The organism is Microbacterium lemovicicum (assembly GCF_003991875.1).
GTDB classification, from domain to species: domain Bacteria; phylum Actinomycetota; class Actinomycetes; order Actinomycetales; family Microbacteriaceae; genus Microbacterium; species Microbacterium lemovicicum.
The window spans coordinates 3,388,602-3,408,284 of the sequence record NZ_CP031423.1; the positions used below are offsets into that span (position 1 = coordinate 3,388,602).

Annotated in this window: 18 protein-coding genes; 5 read left to right on the forward strand and 13 right to left on the reverse strand. The window is 72.6% G+C overall.

Annotated elements, in window-relative coordinates:
- Window positions 1-9 precede the first annotated feature (9 nt).
- From CVS47_RS15845 to CVS47_RS15880, 8 genes are all read right to left on the reverse strand, one after another.
- The gene (locus CVS47_RS15845) at window positions 10-999 is read right to left on the reverse strand and encodes a DnaJ C-terminal domain-containing protein (protein ID WP_127096956.1); all 990 of its coding nucleotides are present in this window, start codon (window positions 997-999) and stop codon (window positions 10-12) included.
- Window positions 1,000-1,018: 19 nt separating this feature from the next.
- A complete protein-coding gene (locus CVS47_RS15850) occupies window positions 1,019-1,621 on the reverse strand; it encodes a nucleotide exchange factor GrpE (RefSeq protein ID WP_127096957.1) in 603 nt (200 codons plus the stop codon).
- A 10-nt stretch (window positions 1,622-1,631) separates the two neighbouring features.
- Complete coding sequence (dnaK, locus tag CVS47_RS15855) at window positions 1,632-3,497, reverse strand: molecular chaperone DnaK (protein WP_127096958.1); 1,866 nt, start codon at window positions 3,495-3,497, stop codon at window positions 1,632-1,634.
- 155 nt (window positions 3,498-3,652) lie between these two features.
- A complete protein-coding gene (locus CVS47_RS15860; RefSeq protein WP_206502672.1) occupies window positions 3,653-4,231 on the reverse strand; it encodes a hypothetical protein in 579 nt (192 codons plus the stop codon).
- Between the two features lie 23 nt (window positions 4,232-4,254).
- On the reverse strand, window positions 4,255-5,256 hold the full coding sequence (locus tag CVS47_RS15865; protein ID WP_241240198.1) for a galactosyltransferase-related protein: 1,002 nt from the start codon (window positions 5,254-5,256) through the stop codon (window positions 4,255-4,257).
- Entirely contained in the window at window positions 5,253-6,242 is a 990-nt protein-coding gene (locus CVS47_RS15870) for a hypothetical protein (protein WP_127096959.1), read from the reverse strand. Before CVS47_RS15870 ends, CVS47_RS15865 begins: the two co-directional genes overlap by 4 nt.
- Window positions 6,243-6,249: 7 nt before the next feature.
- Window positions 6,250-7,416 (reverse strand): glycosyltransferase, encoded by a 1,167-nt coding sequence (locus CVS47_RS15875; protein WP_127096960.1) that lies wholly within the window; start codon window positions 7,414-7,416, stop codon window positions 6,250-6,252.
- Window positions 7,413-8,513 carry a glycosyltransferase gene (locus CVS47_RS15880; RefSeq protein ID WP_164734680.1) on the reverse strand — a complete coding sequence of 367 codons (1,101 nt, stop codon included), beginning with the start codon at window positions 8,511-8,513 and terminating at the stop codon, window positions 7,413-7,415. The genes CVS47_RS15875 and CVS47_RS15880 overlap by 4 nt, the downstream gene beginning before the upstream one ends.
- A 153-nt stretch (window positions 8,514-8,666) precedes the next feature.
- On the opposite strand from CVS47_RS15880, the gene CVS47_RS15885 reads away from it, so the two are divergent.
- The 4 genes from CVS47_RS15885 (at window position 8,667) to CVS47_RS15900 (ending at window position 13,390) form a co-directional block, all read left to right on the forward strand.
- Window positions 8,667-9,512: a WcbI family polysaccharide biosynthesis putative acetyltransferase gene (locus CVS47_RS15885; protein ID WP_127096962.1), complete on the forward strand. Its 846-nt coding sequence runs from the start codon at window positions 8,667-8,669 to the stop codon at window positions 9,510-9,512.
- 80 nt (window positions 9,513-9,592) lie between these two features.
- Entirely contained in the window at window positions 9,593-10,513 is a 921-nt protein-coding gene (locus CVS47_RS15890; RefSeq protein ID WP_127096963.1) for a glycosyltransferase family protein, read from the forward strand.
- A complete protein-coding gene (locus CVS47_RS15895) occupies window positions 10,510-11,838 on the forward strand; it encodes a glycosyltransferase family 2 protein (protein ID WP_241240199.1) in 1,329 nt (442 codons plus the stop codon). The genes CVS47_RS15890 and CVS47_RS15895 overlap by 4 nt, the downstream gene beginning before the upstream one ends.
- Before the next feature lie 142 nt (window positions 11,839-11,980).
- Window positions 11,981-13,390: an MFS transporter gene (locus CVS47_RS15900; protein ID WP_127096964.1), complete on the forward strand. Its 1,410-nt coding sequence runs from the start codon at window positions 11,981-11,983 to the stop codon at window positions 13,388-13,390.
- 76 nt (window positions 13,391-13,466) lie between these two features.
- Here CVS47_RS15900 and CVS47_RS15905 read toward each other — a convergent pair whose 3' ends face one another.
- The 3 genes from CVS47_RS15905 to CVS47_RS16960 all read right to left on the reverse strand — a co-directional run bounded on the left by CVS47_RS15905 (window position 13,467) and on the right by CVS47_RS16960 (window position 16,579).
- Window positions 13,467-14,300 (reverse strand): hypothetical protein, encoded by an 834-nt coding sequence (locus tag CVS47_RS15905; RefSeq protein WP_127096965.1) that lies wholly within the window; start codon window positions 14,298-14,300, stop codon window positions 13,467-13,469.
- Window positions 14,301-14,466: 166 nt separating this feature from the next.
- Window positions 14,467-15,897 (reverse strand): cell wall-binding repeat-containing protein, encoded by a 1,431-nt coding sequence (locus tag CVS47_RS15910; RefSeq protein WP_127096966.1) that lies wholly within the window; start codon window positions 15,895-15,897, stop codon window positions 14,467-14,469.
- A 58-nt stretch (window positions 15,898-15,955) separates the two neighbouring features.
- Window positions 15,956-16,579 (reverse strand): MarR family winged helix-turn-helix transcriptional regulator, encoded by a 624-nt coding sequence (locus CVS47_RS16960; RefSeq protein WP_241240200.1) that lies wholly within the window; start codon window positions 16,577-16,579, stop codon window positions 15,956-15,958.
- 137 nt (window positions 16,580-16,716) lie between these two features.
- Between CVS47_RS16960 and CVS47_RS15920 the strand changes: the two genes are divergently transcribed.
- Entirely contained in the window at window positions 16,717-17,856 is a 1,140-nt protein-coding gene (locus CVS47_RS15920; RefSeq protein WP_127096967.1) for a MarR family winged helix-turn-helix transcriptional regulator, read from the forward strand.
- A gap of 66 nt (window positions 17,857-17,922) precedes the next feature.
- Here CVS47_RS15920 and CVS47_RS15925 read toward each other — a convergent pair whose 3' ends face one another.
- Together CVS47_RS15925 and dcd are read right to left on the reverse strand one after the other, a co-directional pair.
- A complete protein-coding gene (locus CVS47_RS15925) occupies window positions 17,923-18,699 on the reverse strand; it encodes a lytic transglycosylase domain-containing protein (protein WP_127096968.1) in 777 nt (258 codons plus the stop codon).
- Window positions 18,689-19,294, reverse strand: coding sequence for a dCTP deaminase (gene dcd / locus CVS47_RS15930; RefSeq protein ID WP_127096969.1), 606 nt, complete (start codon window positions 19,292-19,294; stop codon window positions 18,689-18,691). Before dcd ends, CVS47_RS15925 begins: the two co-directional genes overlap by 11 nt.
- Window positions 19,295-19,683: the final 389 nt, after the last annotated feature.

Below are 19,683 nucleotides of genomic sequence, written 5' to 3' on the forward strand. Positions count from 1 at the left end.
ATCATCGGCTCAGCCGCGTGCCTTCGACATCAGGTCGGCGCGGGGGTTCTCGGTCGGCTCCAGCTCGCGGAACCTCTCGAGCGCGGCGCGCGCCTCGTCGTCCAGGTGCGACGGCACGGCGACCTGCACCTCGGCGAGGAGGTCGCCGAGTCCCTTCGACGTCTGCACGCCGCGGCCCTTCACGCGCAGCACGCGGCCCGAGGGGGTGCCGGGGGCCACGCGCAGCTTGACGGGGTCGCCGCCCAGCGTCGGCACCTCGATGGTCGCGCCCAGCGCGGCCTCGGTGAACGACACCGGCACGACCACGCGCAGGTTCAGGCCGTCGCGCGTGAACACCGGGTGCGGCCGCACGGTGATCTGCACGACGATGTCGCCGGTCTCGCCGCCGTCCGGAGACGGGCGGCCGCGGCCGCGCAGACGGATCTTCTGCCCGTCGGAGACACCGGCGGGGATCTTCACCTTGAACGGGTTGCCGTCCTCGCCCTGCAGCGAGATCGTGTCGCCCTTGGTCGCGGTGATGAAGTCGATCGTCGTCCGCGCGGTGACGTCGGCGCCCCGCGTCGGACCGCCGAAGCCGCGGTAGCCGCCGCTCGTCTGGCCGAAGCCGCCGGAGCCGAAGCGGCCGCCCTGGTTGAACATCGAGAAGATGTCGTCGAAGTCCTCGGCCGTCTGCGCGCGGGGGTTGCCGCGGCTCTGGCCGAACCGGCTGAACACGTCCTCGAAGCCGCCGCCGTTCTGGCCGCCGGCCTGGAACCGCGCGCCGGAGCCCATGGCCCGGATCTGGTCGTACTCCGCCCGCTGCTCCGTGTCGGACAGCACGGCGTAGGCCTCGCTGATCTCCTTGAAGGTGGCCTCTGCCGCAGCATCCCCCTGATTGGAATCCGGGTGGTACTTTCGCGCCAGCTTGCGGTACGTCTTCTTGAGGTCAGCCTCGCTGACGTCCTTGGACACCCCGAGGACCTTGTAGAAGTCCTTGTCGAACCAGTCCTGACTGGCCATGCGTCTCCTTCTGAGGCGTTTAGTCGGCAGGAACGGCGACGACGACCTTCGCCGGACGCAGCTCGATGGAGCCCAGGCGGTACCCGGTCTCCACGACCTCGAGGACGGTGGACTCGGTGGCTCCGGGTGTGGGCACCTGGAAGATCGCCTCGTGCTGCTGCGGGTCGAACACCTCGCCCGCGGCGCCGTAGGACTCCACGCCGAGCTTCTCGGCCACGGCGCGCACCTTCTCCGCGATGGCGGCGAAGGGCGAGCCCTCGGTCAGGTCGCCGTGCTTCTCGGCACGGCTGAGGTCGTCGAGCACCGGCAGCAGCGCGGTGGCGGCGCGCCCCTGAGCGCGCTCCACCTCGATCTGCCGCTGCTCCTCGGTGCGCCGACGATAGTTGGCGTACTCGGCGGTCAGGCGCTTGAGGTCGATCAGGAGGCTGTCGTCCCCCGACCCGGGGGCGCCCGCGGCGTCAGCGGCCGCGGCATCCCCCGTCTGCTCGGCACCCAGGATGTCATCGACCGTCAGCGGCTCCTGAGCCCCACCCGCGGCGGGGCCGGCGGAGTCATCCGCCGGCCCGTTCACGGAGTCAGGGCCCTCGTCGCCGATCGGCGCGTCGCGGTCCTTCTTGCTCATCGGAGTCGTCCTACTTCTTCTCGTCCTCGTCGTCGACGACCTCGGCGTCGATCACGTCCTCCTCGGGGTTCGGCGTCTCGCCGTTCCCGGGCTGACCGACGTTCGGGTCGGCCTGCTCGCCCTGGGCCTGCGAGGAGGCGTAGATGGCCTCGCCCAGCTTGCCCTGGCTGGCGTTGAGCTTGTCGAACGCGGTCTTCACCGCGTCGTCGTCATCGCCGGCGAGCGCCGTCTTCAGCGCGTCGACGTCGCCCTGCACCTCGGTCTTGACGGCCTCGGGGAGCTTGTCGTCGTTGTCCTTGATCAGCTTGTCGATCGAGTAGGACAGCGTCTCGGCCTGGTTGCGGGTCTCGGCGGACTCGCGGCGCTTCTTGTCCTCCGCCGCGTGCTCCTCGGCCTCGCGCACCATGCGCTCGATGTCGTCCTTGGGCAGCGACGAGCCGCCGGTGATCGTCATCGACTGCTCCTTGCCGGTGCCCTTGTCCTTCGCGGACACGTGCACGATGCCGTTGGCGTCGATGTCGAAGGTGACCTCGACCTGCGGGATGCCACGGGGGGCCGGGGCGATGCCGGTGAGCTCGAACGTCCCCAGCGGCTTGTTGTCGCGGGTGAAGTCGCGCTCGCCCTGGAAGACCTGGATCGCCACGGACGGCTGGTTGTCGTCGGCCGTGGTGAAGGTCTCGCTGCGCTTGGTCGGGATGGCCGTGTTGCGCTCGATGAGCTTGGTCATGATGCCGCCCTTGGTCTCGATGCCGAGGCTCAGGGGGGTGACGTCGATGAGCAGCACGTCCTTGCGCTCGCCGCGCAGCACGCCGGCCTGCAGGGCGGCGCCGACGGCGACGACCTCGTCCGGGTTGACGCCCTTGTTGGCGTCCTTGCCGGTCTCGCGCTTGACGAGCTCGGCCACGGCGGGCATGCGGGTGGATCCGCCGACGAGCACGATGTGGTCGATGTCCTCGACCTTGATGCCGGCTTCGCGGATGACGTCGGCGAACGGCTTCTTCGTGCGGTCCAGGAGGTCCTTGGTCAGGTCCTCGAACTTCGCGCGGGTGATCGTCTCGCTCAGCGACACGGGGCCGCTCTCGGTCAGCGACAGGTAGGGCAGGTTCACGCTCGTGGACGCGGAGCTGGAGAGCTCCTTCTTCGCCTGCTCGGCGGCCTCCTTGAGGCGCTGGAGGGCGATCTTGTCACCGGAGACGTCGACACCCGACGTGGCCTTGAACTGCTTGATGAAGTAGTCGACGAGGCGCTGGTCCCAGTCGTCGCCGCCGAGGCGGTTGTCACCGGCGGTCGAGCGCACCTGGATCGTGGAGAAGTCGTCGTCCTTGCCCACCTCGAGCAGGGAGACGTCGAACGTTCCACCACCGAGGTCGAAGACGAGGATGAGCTCGTCCTCCTTGCCCTTGTCGAGGCCGTAGGCCAGCGCCGCGGCGGTGGGCTCGTTGATGATGCGCAGCACGTTGAGGCCGGCGATCTCACCCGCGTCCTTCGTGGCCTGACGCTCGGCGTCGTTGAAGTAGGCCGGGACGGTGATGACGGCGTCGGAGACCGTGTCGCCGAGGTACTCCTCCGCGTCGTGCTTCAGCTTGCCGAGGATGCGCGCGGAGACCTCCTGCGGCGTGTACTTCTTGCTGTCCACGTCGAAGGTCCAGTTGGTGCCCATGTGGCGCTTGACGCTGGCGACCGTGCGGTCGACGTTGGTGACGGCCTGGCGCTTCGCGGTCTCACCGACGAGCACCTCGCCGTCCTTGGTGAACGCGACCACCGACGGGGTGGTGCGGAAGCCCTCGGCGTTCGCGATCACCTTGGGCTCGCCGCCCTCCAGGACGCTGACGACGGAGTTGGTCGTACCGAGGTCGATTCCGACAGCACGTGGCATTTTCTCTCCTTTGTTGAAAGTTGTGGTCCGGGCCGCAACCATAGGGTTGAGCCGGAATGACTCAAGGCTATCGAAGGCCGCGAGAACCTGTCAAGGCAACTTGACATGAGAAGGCTCAAGTTCTGCTGTGAATCGGATGCCGCGGCTCCCGCGGCTCAGTAGGAGTGCGCCAGCGTCTGCAGGCCGACGACGACCAGCCCGAGCGCGATCAGCATCGCCAGGGCGCTGAGCTGCTGCCACCAGGTCAGCCGCGACCGGCGCACCGCGAGCCAGCCGATGACGCCAAGGGTGGCGATGTAGACGATGAGGCAGATGCGCAGCGCCGTGTCGATCTCGAGGACGCCGAACAGCGCGAGGGCCAGAAGGATGCCGGGGGTCACCATCGTGCTGATCGACCCGGCCGCCACCCGCAGCCGGATGGCGAACTCGGTGCCGTCGGGGAAGGTCTGGTGCACGGCGAGGTGGGACAGGATGTCGGACACGAAGCCGGCGACCGTGATGCCGAGCACGCCGAGCAGCAGCGCGACGAGGGCATGGTCGGCCTCCGGGTGGTCGCCGAGATCGACGGCCAGGATGATGGCGAGTCCGGTGAAGGTCGCGTAGACGCGCTCCTTCAGGTACGCCACGAAGGCGTCTTTGCGGCCCGCGAGCTCCGCCGGCCGGGCGCTCGCCCGCCCGAAGCGCTCCCGCCTCGACCGGGGCGCTCCCGCCGTTCTCTCGTCGCCTTCGGGCATGCTCCACCTCTCCGGCGACGAGCCTAGCGACGCCGGACGGGCCCGTCCGGCGCGCGGCGCCAGGTGCCGTCGCGGTGCTCGACGGCGCCCGCGGCGGCGAACGCGTCGAGCCAGCCGCCCATCGGCCACGTGCCCCAGCGGTCGGCGAACACCGCGCCGTTGCGCAGGATCGCGTCGAGGTGCGCCCACGGGGGGCTGCTCGTCGGATGCCACTGGTGGAACGCGTCGGCGCCGCCGACCCAGATGAGCGGGATGCCGCGGCTCCGCGCCGTCCATGCGAGGTCGGTGTCCTCTGCGCCGTATCCCTCGTACGACTCGTCGAACCCGCCCAGGCGGTGCCACGTGCTGGCGGTGAGGGCGAAGGACAGCGACCAGAAGAGGTCGTACTGCGCGTCGGGGGCGGTGACGAGCGCGCCGGGTGCGGGGGCGGGTCGCGCGCGGTGCGGCCGGCGGAGCGCCGGCAGGTCGTCGATGAGCTCCGGGCGCTGGACGCTCGCGAGGTAGGTGACCGGGCCCGACAGAATGGCCTCCGGGTGCCGCGCAGCCGCGTCGCGGTAGCGCGGCAGCAGCTCGCGGCCGGGGAGGCAGTCCACGTCGAGGAACACCAGCAGGTCGGCGCCCGCGTCGATGGCCGCATGGGCGGCGGCGTTGCGCCCCGCGGCGACGCGGAGGCCGCCGGGACCGGGCGGGACGTGCAGCGAGATGTCGGCGCGCAGCCCCGCGGCGTTCGCCGTGGCGAGCTCCTCGCCGTCACGCTCCTCGGCGTCGAGCTCCTCGTCGTCAGGCTCCTCGCTGTCGAGCCACACCTCGACGCGCAGCATCCGCTCGCTCTCCGGCTCGCCGGCGACCGCTTCGGCGAGGAACCGGCGCTGGCGCACGAGGTGCTCGTGGCGCGCGGCGGACGCGGTGGTGATGACCGCGACGCGGCCGGGAGCGGGCGCGGGCGCGGAGTCGGCGGCGGGGGCGGGCGCGACGTCGGGGGCGGGCGGCGCGTTCCCGCCGGGCACCGCGCTGCCGCCGCTCACCGGCGCGCCCCCTCGATGACGGCCGCCGCACGCGCGGCCGCGCCGCTCACGCCCCACACCGACCAGTCGGGGCGGAGGTCCCGCGCTTCGCGGATGAGGCTCACGAGCGTCTCGGCGTCCGGGTCCGGCTCGGCGACCACCGCGAGGCCGTGACGTCGCAGCACCTCGCCGGTCGCGCGCTGCTCGTCGAACGGGCGCTCCTGCGGCACGACCACCGCCCGCGCGTCGGCGGCGGCGAGGTCGGCGACGCTGTTCTGCCCCGCGGCGCTGACGATCACGGCGTCGGCGCTCAGGAGCGGCCAGGGGTCCGCGACGCGGTCGTCCGCCGCAGCGCCGATCGAGCGGCAGGTCCAGCCGTCGGCGGTCAGGAGCCGTGCAGCGTCGGCCACGACCCGGCTGGGCGCCACCCTCCCGAGGAAGAGCACGGAGCGGTCCTCGCGCTCGGCGGACACCCGCCCGTCGAAGCGCGAGATGCCACCGGTGAAGACCGTCGTCGTCGCGGGCGGATCCGGCAGCAGGCCGCGAGCCCAGGGCGCCAGGACGCACGAGGCGAGGCCGTACGCGAGGAGGTGGGGCGCATCGGTGCGCTCCCCCGGCTGCGTCACGACCACCGTCGGCGTGCCGAGCAGCCGCGCGAGCGTGGCGACCTCCGCACTCACGTCGACCACCATCACGTCGATGTCGCGCGCCTCGAGCGCGGCGGCGATCACGGCCAGCCGGGAACGATGCCCGCGGTGGCCGAGCGGCGCCCAGTGCAGAGCACCGCCCGCGGTGGGATCGGCGGCCCGCGGTGAGAGTTCACTGCCGTCGGGGCGCACGATCGGGGTGTCGTCGGCGGGCAGGCGCACCCAGTCGGTGCCCGCGGGCACGTCCGCCGGCGGCGCGAGGGACGAGAACACCGTGACCGCGTCGAGGAGGTGCGGACGGACGGCGAGGAACCGCGTCGCGTGCCCGAATCCGTGGTGGTGCACGTACCAGCCGATCATGCCGTCGTCACAGACCGGTCGCGCGCAGGTCGAACGCAGCCAGGGCGGGCGCCGACTCGGCCGCGGTCTGCGGCACCGGCGCCTTGGCGGTGAAGGCGAGCACCCGCTCGACGTCGCGATGACGGCGCGACAGCGCGTGCCGGCGCACCGCGGCTCGGCGCACCTGCCGCCGCGACGGCGGGTCGGTGCCGAGTAGCGCGAGCTCCGACGCGGCGAGCGCGAGGGCGTCGACGTCTCCCGGCGGCACGACGGCGGTGCCGGGCAGACCGTGCAGCACCTCGGGCACCCCGCCCTCGGCGAAGGCGACCACCGGGGTGCCGGTCGAGAGCGCCTCGGCGCCCACGAGCCCGAACGGCTCCTCCCACACCGGGGTGACGAGCGCGACCGCCGAGCCGCCGACGAGCGCGCACAGCTCCGGCTGGCGGAGAGGTCCGACGTACTGCGCTCCCCCGCCCAGGCGCGGCGCGATCTCGCGGTCGAAGTAGGCGACGTCGCCGACCCGCCCGGCGAGCACGATGTGCGCACCGGCCCGACGTGCAGCATCCATCGCCAGATGAGGGGCCTTCTCGGGGACGATCCTCCCGAACCACACCCAGGATGCTCCGCCCCGGCCGCGCGACCAGCGATCGGTGTCGACGCCGTTGGGGAAGACGAACGCGTCGATGCCCTCCGCCGACCAGGCGCGCGCGGTGTGTCCGCTGACGGCGACGAACCGGTGCGGCGCGTCGTGCACGGCCCGTCCGGCCGCCACCATGCCGGGCAGCGGCGGCGTGTGCAGTGTGGTCACGACGGGCACCCCGGCGTCGCGGCTCCACAGGATCGGGGCGGGGTCGAGGCTGTGGTTGTCGACCACGTCGAACGGACGGGACGGTGAGCCCACCACCCGCAGCAGGCGGTCCATGGCGCGCTCGAGCACCAGCGGATACCCGTCGGGATACGCGGTGTCGGAGAGGGAGGCGGGGTCGTCCCATGCCGGGGACGGAAGGGTGAAGGCGCTCGACGGGCCGAGGAAGTCCGATCCGGCCGCGGCGGCCAGGGTGACCTCGTGCCCGCGGCCACGGAGCCAGCGCACGCGGTCCCACACCGCCGCCTCGAGGCCGCCGGCGTGCGGCTGACGCACGGCATGACGAGCGGGTGCGATGACGAGGATGCGCAGCGTCTCCAGAGCCCTCATGCCGCCACCCCCAGGGCACGGGCGTAGACCGCGAGGTGGGCGGCGCGGACGCGGAGGCGCTCCGCGGCACGGAGCGCCGCGCGCGACAGCACCTCTCGGTCGCGCTCGGCGGAGCCGGGGCTGCTGCCTTCAGCGATCGCGCGGGTGATCGCCGCCGCGAGCCCGTCGGAGTCGCCGATCGCGAAGGGGTGGAAGTCATCCGGATGCTGCGACCCGGCGTGGCCGACCGGAGGACCCGCGACCGGCACGGCCAGGTCGAAGCACAGCTCCACCCAGCCCGAGTGGGTGCCGTGACGGTACGGGAGCAGGCACACGTCGAGGTCGGCGAGCCAGTCGGCGAGCGCGTCGTCGCCGAGCCGCGGCCCGCGGTCGAGGACGACGCCCGCCGCCCCGGCGACGAGCTCTGCGATCGCGTCAGCCTGCGCGCCGTCGCGGACGCGCTCGTTGAGCCGGACGACCGCCTCGACGTCCGCGCCGCTCTCGCGCAGGGCCGCGACGGCGGCGGCGAGCGTCTGCACCGTGCCGAGTCCATCGATGTTCGGACGGAGGTCGCGCAGGTGCACGCCGACCCGGCGGACCGCGACGGGCGTTCCCGCCGGCCGACGGACGTCGTCCTCGAGCAGGGAGGGATGCGGGATGACCGTCGCACGGCGGCCCCAGCGCTCCGCGATCTCGCGGGCGGCGCCGTCGGTGAGCGTGATCAGCTCGTCGGCCGCCGGCACCAGCTCGTCCAGCAGCAGGAGATAGGCCGCCTGATCGCCCAGCTGGGGATTCTCGAGGTCGTGCACGGTGAAGACGACGGGCCTGCCCGCGGCGTGCAGGGCCACCAGGGCCTCCGAGAGCTCGGCCGGCGTGAAGGACTCGAGCCCGAAGTGCACGTGCACGAGGTCGACGTCGCGCGCGTGCGCGGCCAGCCACGCGGGGGTGAGCACCTGCGGCGGCCACCACTGTCCGGCGGGGGCGCCAGGCGGGCGGGGGTCGGCGATCACACGGACGCGCGCCGCGTCGGTGACGGCACGGGAGTACGGGTGGGCGGCGGGGACGGCCGCGACCGTGAGAGTCCTGATGGCGAGCGCGTCTATCTCTTCCTCCTGCAATCGTTCGGGACGCCGGCGAGTGCGTGTACCGCATCGGCTGGGCGTCCGCAACGCGACACAGGGCGTGAGGGTGCGACGGGACCGAAGTATTACGGTTCTCATCATGAACAGCACGCAGCGGACGCCGGGAGGGTTGCGGCGCGTGATGCTCCGGTGCTAGCAGTGCAGCCGTCGGCCGGCTACGGCGTCGTGGTGGGCAACTGCCAGGCCGAATCGGTGCGGCTCGTGATCGACTCCCCCGAGATGCCGACGATCCGCACCCGGGCGGTGCACGAGATGACCGCCGACGATGCCCGCGACCTGCACGAGCTCCTGCGCGGAGCGTCGTTCCTGGTAAGCCAGCCGATCCGCGACGACTACCACGACCTGCCCTTGGGCACGGCGCAGCTGCGGGCGTCCCTGCCGTCGGGAGCGCCGACCGTGGTCGTCCCCGTCATCCGCTTCGCCGGTCTCCACCCCTTCCAGGTCGCCATCCGCATGCACGATCTCGAGTACGAGCCGCCCCTCGTCGGCTACCACGACGTCCGGCTGCTCGCGGAGGCCGCCGGATCCCCCGTCCGCGCTCGACTCCCGCGCGAGAAGATCCGCGCCATCGCCGACGAGTCCGTCGGCGAGCTCGCACGCCGCGAGCAGCACACGGACATACGTGTGTCCGACCTGTTCGCCTCCCCGCGATTCGCGCAGATGCGCACGATCAACCATCCGGGCAACGCGGTCTTCCTCCCCGTGGGCGAGCGGATCCTGCGCGCACTCGGGCGCCGACCGGAGCCGACCGACCCGGGCCGGCCCATCCTGTCGTCGGTGCGCGCCCCGCGTGAGGACTGGGTGATCGAGGCGTGGGGATCGGATGCCGCGCCCCACCACGATTGGCTCGTGAACGGTGACCCGCTGCCCGCCGCGCAGGTGCGCGAGGCGCATCTCGCCTGGTACGCCGAGCACCCCGCGTTCGTCGAGGCCGCCGCACGCCGCCTCGTTCCGCTGCTGGCGCAATGGGCGTGACGTCCGCGCCGGGCCCCGCCACCCGGCCGGTTCTCCTGCTGCACGACGGGCCGCACGGGGTGGCGGTGTACGAGCGGGAGGTGGCAGCCGCTGTCACGCGTTCCGCAGACGTCTCCACAGCCCCGTTCGCCGCGGCGGCGACCCTCCCTGCCGGCGCCCCGGTGCACGCGCACTTCACCGACCGCCTCTGGGGCGCGAGCCCCGAAGAGGCGGCGGCGGCCTTCGCGGAGCTCGCGGCGCGGCATCCGGTCTCCGTCACCCTGCACGACGTTCCGCAGACGTCCGACGGCGTGCGCAACCGCCCCCGGCGGGCCGCGGCCTACCGGGCCGTCGCCCGGGCAGCGTCGGGCGTCGTCGTCAACAGCCACCACGAGCGGCTGCTGCTCGCCGAAGAGGGCGTGTGGGACGGCGCGACAGCGGTCATCCCCCTGCCGGTGGACCTGAGGACGGATGCCGCGGCGAGACCGCCTGCCGATGGTGCCGCCGCCGCGGAGGTCGGCGTCCTGGGCTACTTCTATCCCGGCAAGGGGCACGATGAGGCGCTCACCGCGGCCCGCGAGGCCGGGCTGGCCGCGCTCGTCGTCCTCGGCCGAGCCTCCGACGGCCACGCCGACGACCTCGCGGCGTTCGTCGCCCGCGGGCGCGACGCCGGGGTCGCGGTCTCCGTGACGGGATGGCTCGACGATGCGGCGATGGCGGAGCGGTGCCGATCGGTCGGCGTGCCGGTCATCGCCCACCGCCACGTGTCGGCGTCGGGGTCGCTCGCGTCATGGATCGGCTACGGCCGACGGCCGATCGCCGTCGCGAACCGGTACGTCGAGGAGATGGCCGCGCTGCGCCCGGGGACCCTCGCGGTGGTCGAGGAAGCCGGGCTGTCCGCGGCGGTGCGGGACGCGGCATTCGATCCGTCGTCCACCTGGCATGGACGGACGGATGTGCCCGGCGGGCTCGCCGACATCGCCGCCGCGTACGTGCGCTGGTGGGACGAGGGGATGCCGTGACCGGATGGATGACCGGCGGCCGGGTGCCCGGCAACAGCTGGGATCTGCTCGACGGCGGCGCACCCGATCCGCTCCCCCGGGTGAGCGTCGTCGTGGCGCACTACGAGCAGCCCGCCGAGCTCGCCCGGACGCTTCTCGCCCTGGCATGGCAGGACTACCCGGCCGATCTGCTCGAGGTCATCGTCGCCGACGACGGCTCCGCGGTCGCCCCGCGCGTGCCCGACGGTGTCGCGCTCGTGCGCCAGGACGACCTCGGGTTCCGCCTGTCGGCCGTCCGCAACCTCGGCGCCCGCGCGGCGACCGGCGAGGTGCTGTGCTTCCTCGACGCCGACACGGTGCCCGAGCCCGGCTACGTGCGCGCCCTCACCCGCCTCCCCGCCCTGCTTCCCGAGGCGGTCACCGTGGGACGACGCCGGCACGCCGACCTGCACGGCGAACCGGCGGACGCGCCGATCGAGGAGGCGGGTCCGGCGACGGCCCTGCCCGAGCCGGCGTGGCTGGCCGACGCCTACCGACGCAGCGGAGACCTCCTGCGCTGCGACGACCGCTCCTACCGCTACGTCATCGGCGCGGTCATCGCGTGCACCCGTGCGCTCTTCGACGAGCTCGGCGGCTTCGACGAGTCGTTCACCGCGTACGGCGGGGAGGACTGGGAGTGGGCCCACCGCGCCTGGCAGGCCGGCGCCGTCTTCGCCCACGTTCCCGCCGCGGTCGCCTGGCACGACGGCCCGGACTGGGCGGGCCGCCCCGACGCGGCCTCCCGCGCCGCCGCAAATCGCCAGACGCTGCAGCTGGCCACGGCGATCCCCGTCGCCGGGTCGCGTGGTGCGGGTCTCCTGCCCGTGCAGCCCGACCTGCTCGTGCACCTCCGGGGCGCGCCGACGGATGCTGCCGCCTTCGTCTGCGTCGACGCCCTGCTCGCCGCGGCGCCGACCGCGACGATCCTCGTCGACCGCCTGCCCGACGTGCCGGCGCTGCGCGACGACCCCCGCGTGCACGACCTGTCGGAGGGCGGGGCGGCACCGTGTGACGCCCGCGTGACGCTGACCCTGCCGAGGCCGCTGCTGCTGCCCTGGGACCGTCTGCGGGAGCGTGTCGCGGCGCTCGGCACCGACGACGAGGGCTCCCTCGAGCTGCTGTCGCCCGACGGCGCCCTGCTCGGCGTCGCCGTGTCCCGGCGCGCACGGGCGCGGCGGGATCGCTGGGGCGACGACAGCGGTTTCCGCACCGGCCGCCTGATCCTCGATGAGGCCCTCCTGCTGCGCGACGACCCCGACGTCGAGGCGTACGTCGGCGGATGGGCGGGTCCCGACCGCCTCCGCTGAGCGGACCCGCGCGGGCGGCCGGCCCGACCGCGCGCCGCGCTAGCCTGAGCGGGCGGCGCGAGGGCGCGCCGCAGCATCCGGATTCCGACCCCACCCGGCAGGGTGCACCGCACGTTCACCGAGAGGTCCTACCGTGACGCACATGGAACCCGATCCCGCGCCGTCGGCCCCGGTGCCGCCGCCCACGGCCAACACCGGCGCCATCGGCCCGATGGCCCGAGAGCTCACCGACGAGCCGGTCCCGCGGCGTCAGGTGTTCTCGTGGGCGATGTGGGACTGGGCGACGCAGCCCTTCAACTCCGTCGTCCTCACGTTCGTCTTCGCGTCGCTGTACCTCGTCTCCGACAACTTCCTGCCGGCCGACATCGCGGCGCTGCCGGCGGGCGACCCGGTGCGCGAGCGCGCGCTGGCCGACCTCACGAGCGGCTACGGCCTGGCGACCACGCTCGCCGGGCTCCTGATCCTGCTCCTCGCGCCGGTTCTCGGTCAGACGGCCGACCGTTCCGGCCGCAAGAAGCAGTGGCTGATGGCCTTCACCCTGCTGCTGGCGCTCGCGCAGTTCGCGCTCTTCTTCGTCCAGGCCGATCCGGTCTTCTTCTGGTACGGCGCGATCGTGCTCGCCCTCGGCGCCGTGATCTCCGAGATCGCGGGGGTCAACTACAACGCGATGCTCGTGCAGGTCTCGACGCCACGGACGATCGGCAAGGTCAGCGGCCTCGGCTGGGGGCTCGGCTACATCGGCGGCATCGTGGCGCTGACCCTCGTGGTGATCCTCACGCAGCTGGACTGGTTCGGAATGGACACCTCGAACGGCATGGCCTACCGCGTCATCGCCGCGGGCTGCGGTCTGTGGACGATCCTGTTCGCGCTGCCGCTGTTCCTCAACGTGCCGGAGCGGCCGCCGCTCGAGCGCGCGCCCCGGGTCGGCTTCTTCGCCTCGTACGGCATCCTCGTGCGCGACATCGCGAAGCTGTACCGCGAGCACCCGCCGACGTTCTGGTTCCTCCTCGCGAGCGCCGTCTACCGCGACGGTCTCGCCGGCGTGTTCGCGTTCGGCGGCATCCTCGCGGCGGTGGCGTTCGGGTTCACCGACAACGAGGTGCTCATCTTCGGCATCGCGGCCAACGTCGTGGCGGGCATCTCGACGATCCTGGCCGGCCGCGCCGACGACCGCTTCGGCGCCCGCAACGTCATCGTGGCCGCCCTGATCGGACTCATCGCGATGGGCATCTTCGTCTTCGCCCTCCACGACGTCGGCACGATCGTCTTCTGGGTCGGCGGCCTGCTGCTCTCGGCGTTCGTGGGCCCGGCGCAGGCGGCGAGCCGATCGCTCCTGGCCCGCGCCACCCCACCGGGCATGCAGGGCGAGATCTTCGGTCTCTACGCCACCACCGGCCGCGTCGCGAGCTTCATCTCCCCCGCCCTGTGGACCCTGTTCATCGCGATCTTCGGCTCCACCATCTACGGCGTGCTCGGGATCGTCGTCGTGCTCGCGCTGGGCCTCGTCCTGCTGCTCTTCGTCAAGCTGCCGAAGGTCCAGCGCGTCAGCTGAAACGACGGAGGGACGGGATGCCGCGGCATCCCATCCCTCCTCCGTTCTCGTCGACCGGGTGGATCGGTGCCGACCGTCAGGTCGTGGAGCCGGCCTTGCGCGAGCGGACCACGAGCGCGATGACGAGACCGATCACGGCCAGGATGAGCACGGCCAGGGCGATGATCAGGCCGAGGGGGATCCCGTCGGAGGCGGGCGCGGGCGCCGGTGTCGCGGAGGATGACGGCGTGGTGACGGCGGACGGCGTGGCCGACGGCGTCGGCGATGATCCCGTGACGGTGATGTCCGTCGACGCGAGCGGCGTCTCGCCATCCGTCACGTCGATCGAGTAGGTGCCGGGCTGCGTGGCGGTGAACGTCGCCGTCGCGGTGCCGGCGCTGACGGGAGACGACGACGGCGTGATGGTCGCCTGCTGCGCCGACGCGCCGGTGCCGAAGCGGGCCGACTCGAGGCCGCCGAGGTTCTTCGCCGTGATCGTCACGGGCTCGCCGACCTTCGGCGACGAGGTCGACAGCTCGATGATGGCCCCGGCCGGTGCGGAGCCGGTGACGGTGACCGTCCCCTGAGCGATCGACGTCTCGCCGGTGCCCACGGCGATGGTGACCGTGCCCGCCGCCGTGCCGCGGAAGTACACCACCGCCGTGCCGTTGGAGACGGGGACCTCGGCGGTCGTCGCGAACGTTGTCTTGTCGACCGACAGCGCGCCCGCGGACGGGTCGCCGAGCCCGAAGAAGGCCGTCTCCAGTCCGCCGAGGCCGGTCGCGGTCACCGTCGTGACCTCGCCCACCGCGACGGAGGCCGGGGCGACCGCGACAGTGGGCTGCTCCTGCGCCGAAGCGGCCGGTGCCGCACCGCCGAGCATGACGCCGATGACGAGACCGACTGCCGTGATGAAAGACGAGGGGGACATGCGCCGCCCTTTCGGGTGTGAGGGTGCGGCATCTGCGCCGCGCATCCACAGTCTGGTGGTTCGAGGCCCGTTCCCCTAGAGAACCTGCATACAGGTTTTGCGCTTCACTGGAGAAGGGACGGGATGCCGCGGCATCCCGTCCCTTCGTTGTCGCTGTCAGATCAGGTCAGCAGACCGAAAGCGCCTCCACACGGGGGCCGAGTGTCGCCGCGCTGCCGAGCAGCACCACTCCCGACACCTGGCGGGCGAGAATGCCGTCCCACGTCCCATAGGGAACGCAGGCCCCGTCGGAGAGGAAGAGGGGCGCTCCGATCCAACCCGCGAACGGGCCTCCGGCCAGTGCGTCGACGAAGCCGTAGCCGTTGGCGAGGAGCGCCACATCCTCGTTGCCGAAGACCCATTCGTTGATCTTGGATGCCGTCCGGTAGCGGTCATCGCCGTTGAGGCGGGTGACTCCAGGCTGGCCCAACCTGTTGACGAGGTCGGCCTCGACCACGGGACCCACGGTCGTAGGGCCACCGGCGATGAGCACTTTTTCGATGCCGAGGTCGCCGATCAGTGCCCGTGTGCTCTCGTCGAGGTTTCCTGCCCCGTCGACGAGGAGCACCGGAGCGCCCATCCGACCGGCGGCGGGCCCGGCTGCCAGAGCGTCGGGGAAGTTGGCGCCCGTGGCCACGATGGCGTAGTAGCTGCCGGACGCCTCGAACGCGTCGCGGACGATGAGCGCGGCTGTCTCGTAGCGGGTCGCCCCACCCAGCCGCTCCACGGATGTGTCGGAGCCCACCGCCGCCGCGATCTGCCGGCGCACCGCATCGGAGACGGAGTTCTCGTCACCCGCGATGACGACACGCGCGGGGTTCAGGCGGGTCAACTCGGTGGCGATCACCGACGGCAGGTGGTCCGGCGCCGTCGGCAGGAAGATGCCGCCGCTGTGGATCGCGGCGGGTCCGGCCGCGAGGGCGTCGGGGAACTTGTAGCCGTTGGCGATGTAGACCACGGGAGTACGATCCTCGCGACCGATGGCCTGCGAGACCGCGACGGCCGTGGCGAAACGGTCCGGCCCTTCCAGGCGGGCGGTGTCGAAGTAACGCGGTCCGAGCTCGATGACGCCGACGTTCGCGGCCTCGTTCTCGGCCACGGTGACGATGCTGCTCTCGAAGAAGTAGCGCGCGCCTCCGTAGTAGACCGGTCCCATCTTCTTCAGCGGATCGGTGAAGACCTGGAGACGGTACTGGCCCGCGGCCGGCACCCCCACACTGAACGAGCCGGTGCTGGCCGCGTCGGACGGCACGTCGACCCAGTCCCAGCGGTTGGTGTCGGTGTTGAGCCGCCACATCGAGATGCGGGCGGAGGCCACCTTCGTGGCCTCGGCAGCCGGCGACTCCCGGTAGACAATGCTCCCGGAGATCGTCGCCACCGATACTGCGTCTGCGGCGGCGCGCGAGGCTTCCTCCTGCTCCCAGGCGCTCTGCTGATGCGAGCGCTGATCCTCCGGAGAGGGCGGTACTGCGGCGAACGCGGGAGCGGGAACGGCCGCCACGAGGGCGAGCGCGAGGACGGCGGTCAGAGCGGAAGTCACGACTCTGGGGCTTCTCATAGTGTTTCCTCAGGTTGAAGGGTCGGCTGAAAATAACACGTCGCCGACTCCCTTCAGATCACGATTGAGGCCACGCCTTCGCGAGCTTCGTCAGGAGGCGTGCGAGCTCGACGCGCTCCGCTTCGGAGAAGTCGCCCAGCGCCGACTCGACGGCCCCTCGGCGCTCGCCCCGGAAGCCCAGGATGAGCGCCTTCCCGTCATCGGTGAGCAACACGCGGGATCGACGCGCGTCGTCGGGGTCGGCCTCCCGACGGACGAGTCCGAGCTCGACCGACTGTTGCACGAGCCGCGATGCACGCGGCTGATCCACCCCCACGGCATCGCCGATCTCGCTGATCGACAGGGGGTGGGATGCCGCGGCCAGCGCCTCCAGCAGGCGCATCCGAGCGGGGCCGCCGAAGCGAGGGGGCATGCCGGCCGCCCAGGGCGGCATGCCGCGCATCCCATGGGGTCCGTGCGGGAAACCACTGTGGGTGTGCCCGTCGTGCTCGGATCCACCCGAGGTGCTCGCGCCGCCGCGGCCGTCGGGGAACCGCATCCCGCGGCGCCCCCAGGGCCCCTCGCCACCGGCGCCCTTGTCATCCCACGGCGGGCGCGGCATCCGCCGTCCTCGCAATGTCGCGAGAGCGCTGACGATCTGCTCCGCGGGGTCGGGCGTCGAGGAGGGCGTGCGGTCGGGCATCCCCTCAATTTACATGCCACTTGACATGCGAAGGGAACGCATGTCACACTACATATGCATGCACAATGACATGCACCACCGCCGCGACAGCCCCGCTGCCGCATCCACTGCCGCAGCACCGGCGAGAAGGGAGAGCCATGAACGGCTTCCACCACGACGACACAGACCCCACCACGCATGACGGCGACCAGATCGCCGCAGAGGAGAACGACATGAACAGCGACCACGACACCTCAGACCCCACTTCCCTCCCCGACAGCGGCGCGGATGCCGCGAAGGAGAACAACATGAACAGCGATGACGACACCCCCACCGCCCCCGAGGCGGACCACTCCGACGAGCAGCGCCCGCTGGGCTTCTGGCTGCGCCTCGTCGACCATCACCTGACCGCCGCCTTCGACGCAGAGTTCGGCGACGAGGGATTCGACCGCCGCGCGTGGATGGTGCTGAACCTCCTCTCCGGCGATATGGGCGACGCGGCGCTCGCACGCCTCTCGAGGATCGAGAGCAAGCGCGGCGGCAAGCTGCTGGGCCGCCTCGAGGATGCGGGGCTCATCGCCCGCGCCGACGACTCCTGGACCCTGACCGACGCCGGGCGCGCACAGCGTGACGCGATGAAGGACCGGGTCGAGGCCATCCGGGCACGGGTGCTCAGCGCCGTGTCCGAGGAGGAGTACGACGCCCTGGTCGGCTCGCTGCAGAAGATCGCGCGCGAGTTCGGCTGGGACGGCAGCGGACGGATGCCGCGGGGACGCGGCTTCGGACCCCAGGGCTTCGGACGCCGAGGCTTCGGTCCGGGCTTCCGGCCCGGCTTCGGTCCCGGTTTCGGCGGCTTCGGACGCGGCGGGGGCTTCGGTCCCGGCGGCCTCGACCCCCGGTCGGACGACCGCCCGCGGCCCTTCGACGGCGAGCGCGGCAACGCGCACCGCGGCTTCGGCCCCGGTGAGGCCCCTCGTCACGGTCACCACGACCACGACGACGCCCACCGCCCCGGGTTCCGCGGCGAGTACCCGGGCGCCGAGCACCGCCACGAGCGCGGCCAGGGCTGCGGCCACGGCGAGCACTCGCACGGGCACCGTCGCGGCTTCGGCGGCGAGCGCGGCTCGCACGAGCACGGTCGCGGCTTCGGCGGCGAGCGCGGCTCGCACGAGCACGGCGCCGGCGGGCACGAGCGCGGTCGCGGGGGTGCCGGCCGCTGGGCCGAGCGCGCCTTCGAGCGCGGCTTCGAGGCCGGCGCGGCGGCGGCATCCCGCATGCCCGGGGGTCCGCAGGTCTGACACACCGCCGCACGGACACCGAAGGCGTCCCGGGATCATCCCGGGGCGCCTTCCGCGTGTCCGGGCTCAGCGCCGGGCGTCTGCGGCGTACCGGTCGGCTTGCGCGGCGACGTCGTCGACGTACACGTCGAGGTGGTTGTACGCGAAGATCGCCGTGCGCCACGTCTCCGGCTGGGTCAGGTCGCCGTAGTGGCAGAGGTAGCGCGCCGCCGCGAGCGCCGCATCATCGATCTGCTGCGGGTCGGCGCGGCCGTCGCCGTCACCGTCGGCGCCCCAGGATGCCCACGTCTCCGGGATGAACTGCAGAGGCCCGACGGCACGGTCGATCTCCGCCGCCCCGTCGATCGCCCCGCCGTCGCTGTCCGCGATCAGCGCGTTGCCGTCGCCGTCGAGGTCCGGCCCCCACACGCCGGGTCGCGTGACGCCGTCGTCGTCGATGACCGCGCCGTCGTGCCGGCCATGGCTCGACTCGATGCGCCCGAGAGCCGCCAGCGTGGTCCAGCCGATGCCGCACGCGGGGTTCTCCGCGCGCAGGGCGATCTCCGCGCCGGCGTAGCCCAGCACCGCCCGCACCGGGATGCCGCTGCGCGACGACATGCTCTCCGCCCACTCCTGATCGACGAGGGCCGCGTTTCCGGCGGATGCCGTGGCACCCTCCGTCGCGACGGGAGCGGTGGGCGCGGCATCCGGAACTCCACCCACCGGCGACGGACGCAGGGTCTCCGCGACCGCGGGCACGATGACGACCGCGCCGAGCGCGAGGTGCGCGGCGACCACGACCGTCGCGGCGAGGACCGTCCAGATCGGGTGCGGGCGCCTGCGGCGCCGGCGCTTAGCGGCCATCGGCTCCGGCGGCGCTCGTGCCGACGTCGGTGCGGTGGAAGTTCTGCGCCGAGCGCGACGCCGTCGGCCCGCGCTGACCCTGGTAGCGGTTGCCGTAGGGACCGGAGCCGTACGGGTTCTCGGCCGGCGACGACAGCTGGAAGAAGCAGAGCTGCCCGATCTTCATGCCCGGCCACAGCGTGATGGGCAGCGTCGCGACGTTGGACAGCTCGAGGGTCACGTGGCCGGTGAATCCGGGATCGATGAACCCCGCCGTGGAGTGGGTCAGCAGGCCGAGCCGTCCGAGCGAGGACTTGCCCTCCAGCCGCGCCGCGACGTCGTCGGGCAGGCTGACTCGCTCGAACGTCGAGCCGAGCGCGAACTCGCCCGGATGCAGGATGAACGGCTCGTCGGGCTCCACCTCGATCAGGCGCGTCAGGTCGGGCTGATCCTTCGCCGGATCGATGAACGGGTACTTGTGGTTGTCGAACAGCCGGAAGTACCGGTCGAGGCGCACGTCCACGCTCGACGGCTGCACCATCGCCGGGTCCCACGGGTCGAGTCCGATGCGCTTCGCATCGATCTCCGAGCGGATGTCGCGGTCCGAGAGCAGCACGCGCCCAGCCTAGCCCGCAGGATTCGGGGTGGCGGGCCGGGTGGGTGGGGGCAGGTTCGGGCGGGCGGGGTCGCTCGGGTCGGTGCGGGCGACGGGTCGGCGCGGGCGGGGGTTGGTTCGGGTTGGTGAGGGCGAGGGTCGGTCCGGGCGCGGGGCGGGGGGTCGGTGCGGGCGACGGTCGGTGCGGGCGGGCGCAACTCCACGGATCCGGTCCTCGCGAGCCTGTGGCGGCCCGATCCTGGCCGGGTCGCCGCCGCATCCGTGGAGTTGCGCGCGGCCAGGAGCCGACAGCGCGCCGGGCAGAGACGAGCCGGCCGCTCAATCGCCCGACTTTCCGGGGGAGGGCGGGGACCCCCGCAGACACGCCGGGTGGTGGATGCCGCGGCTCC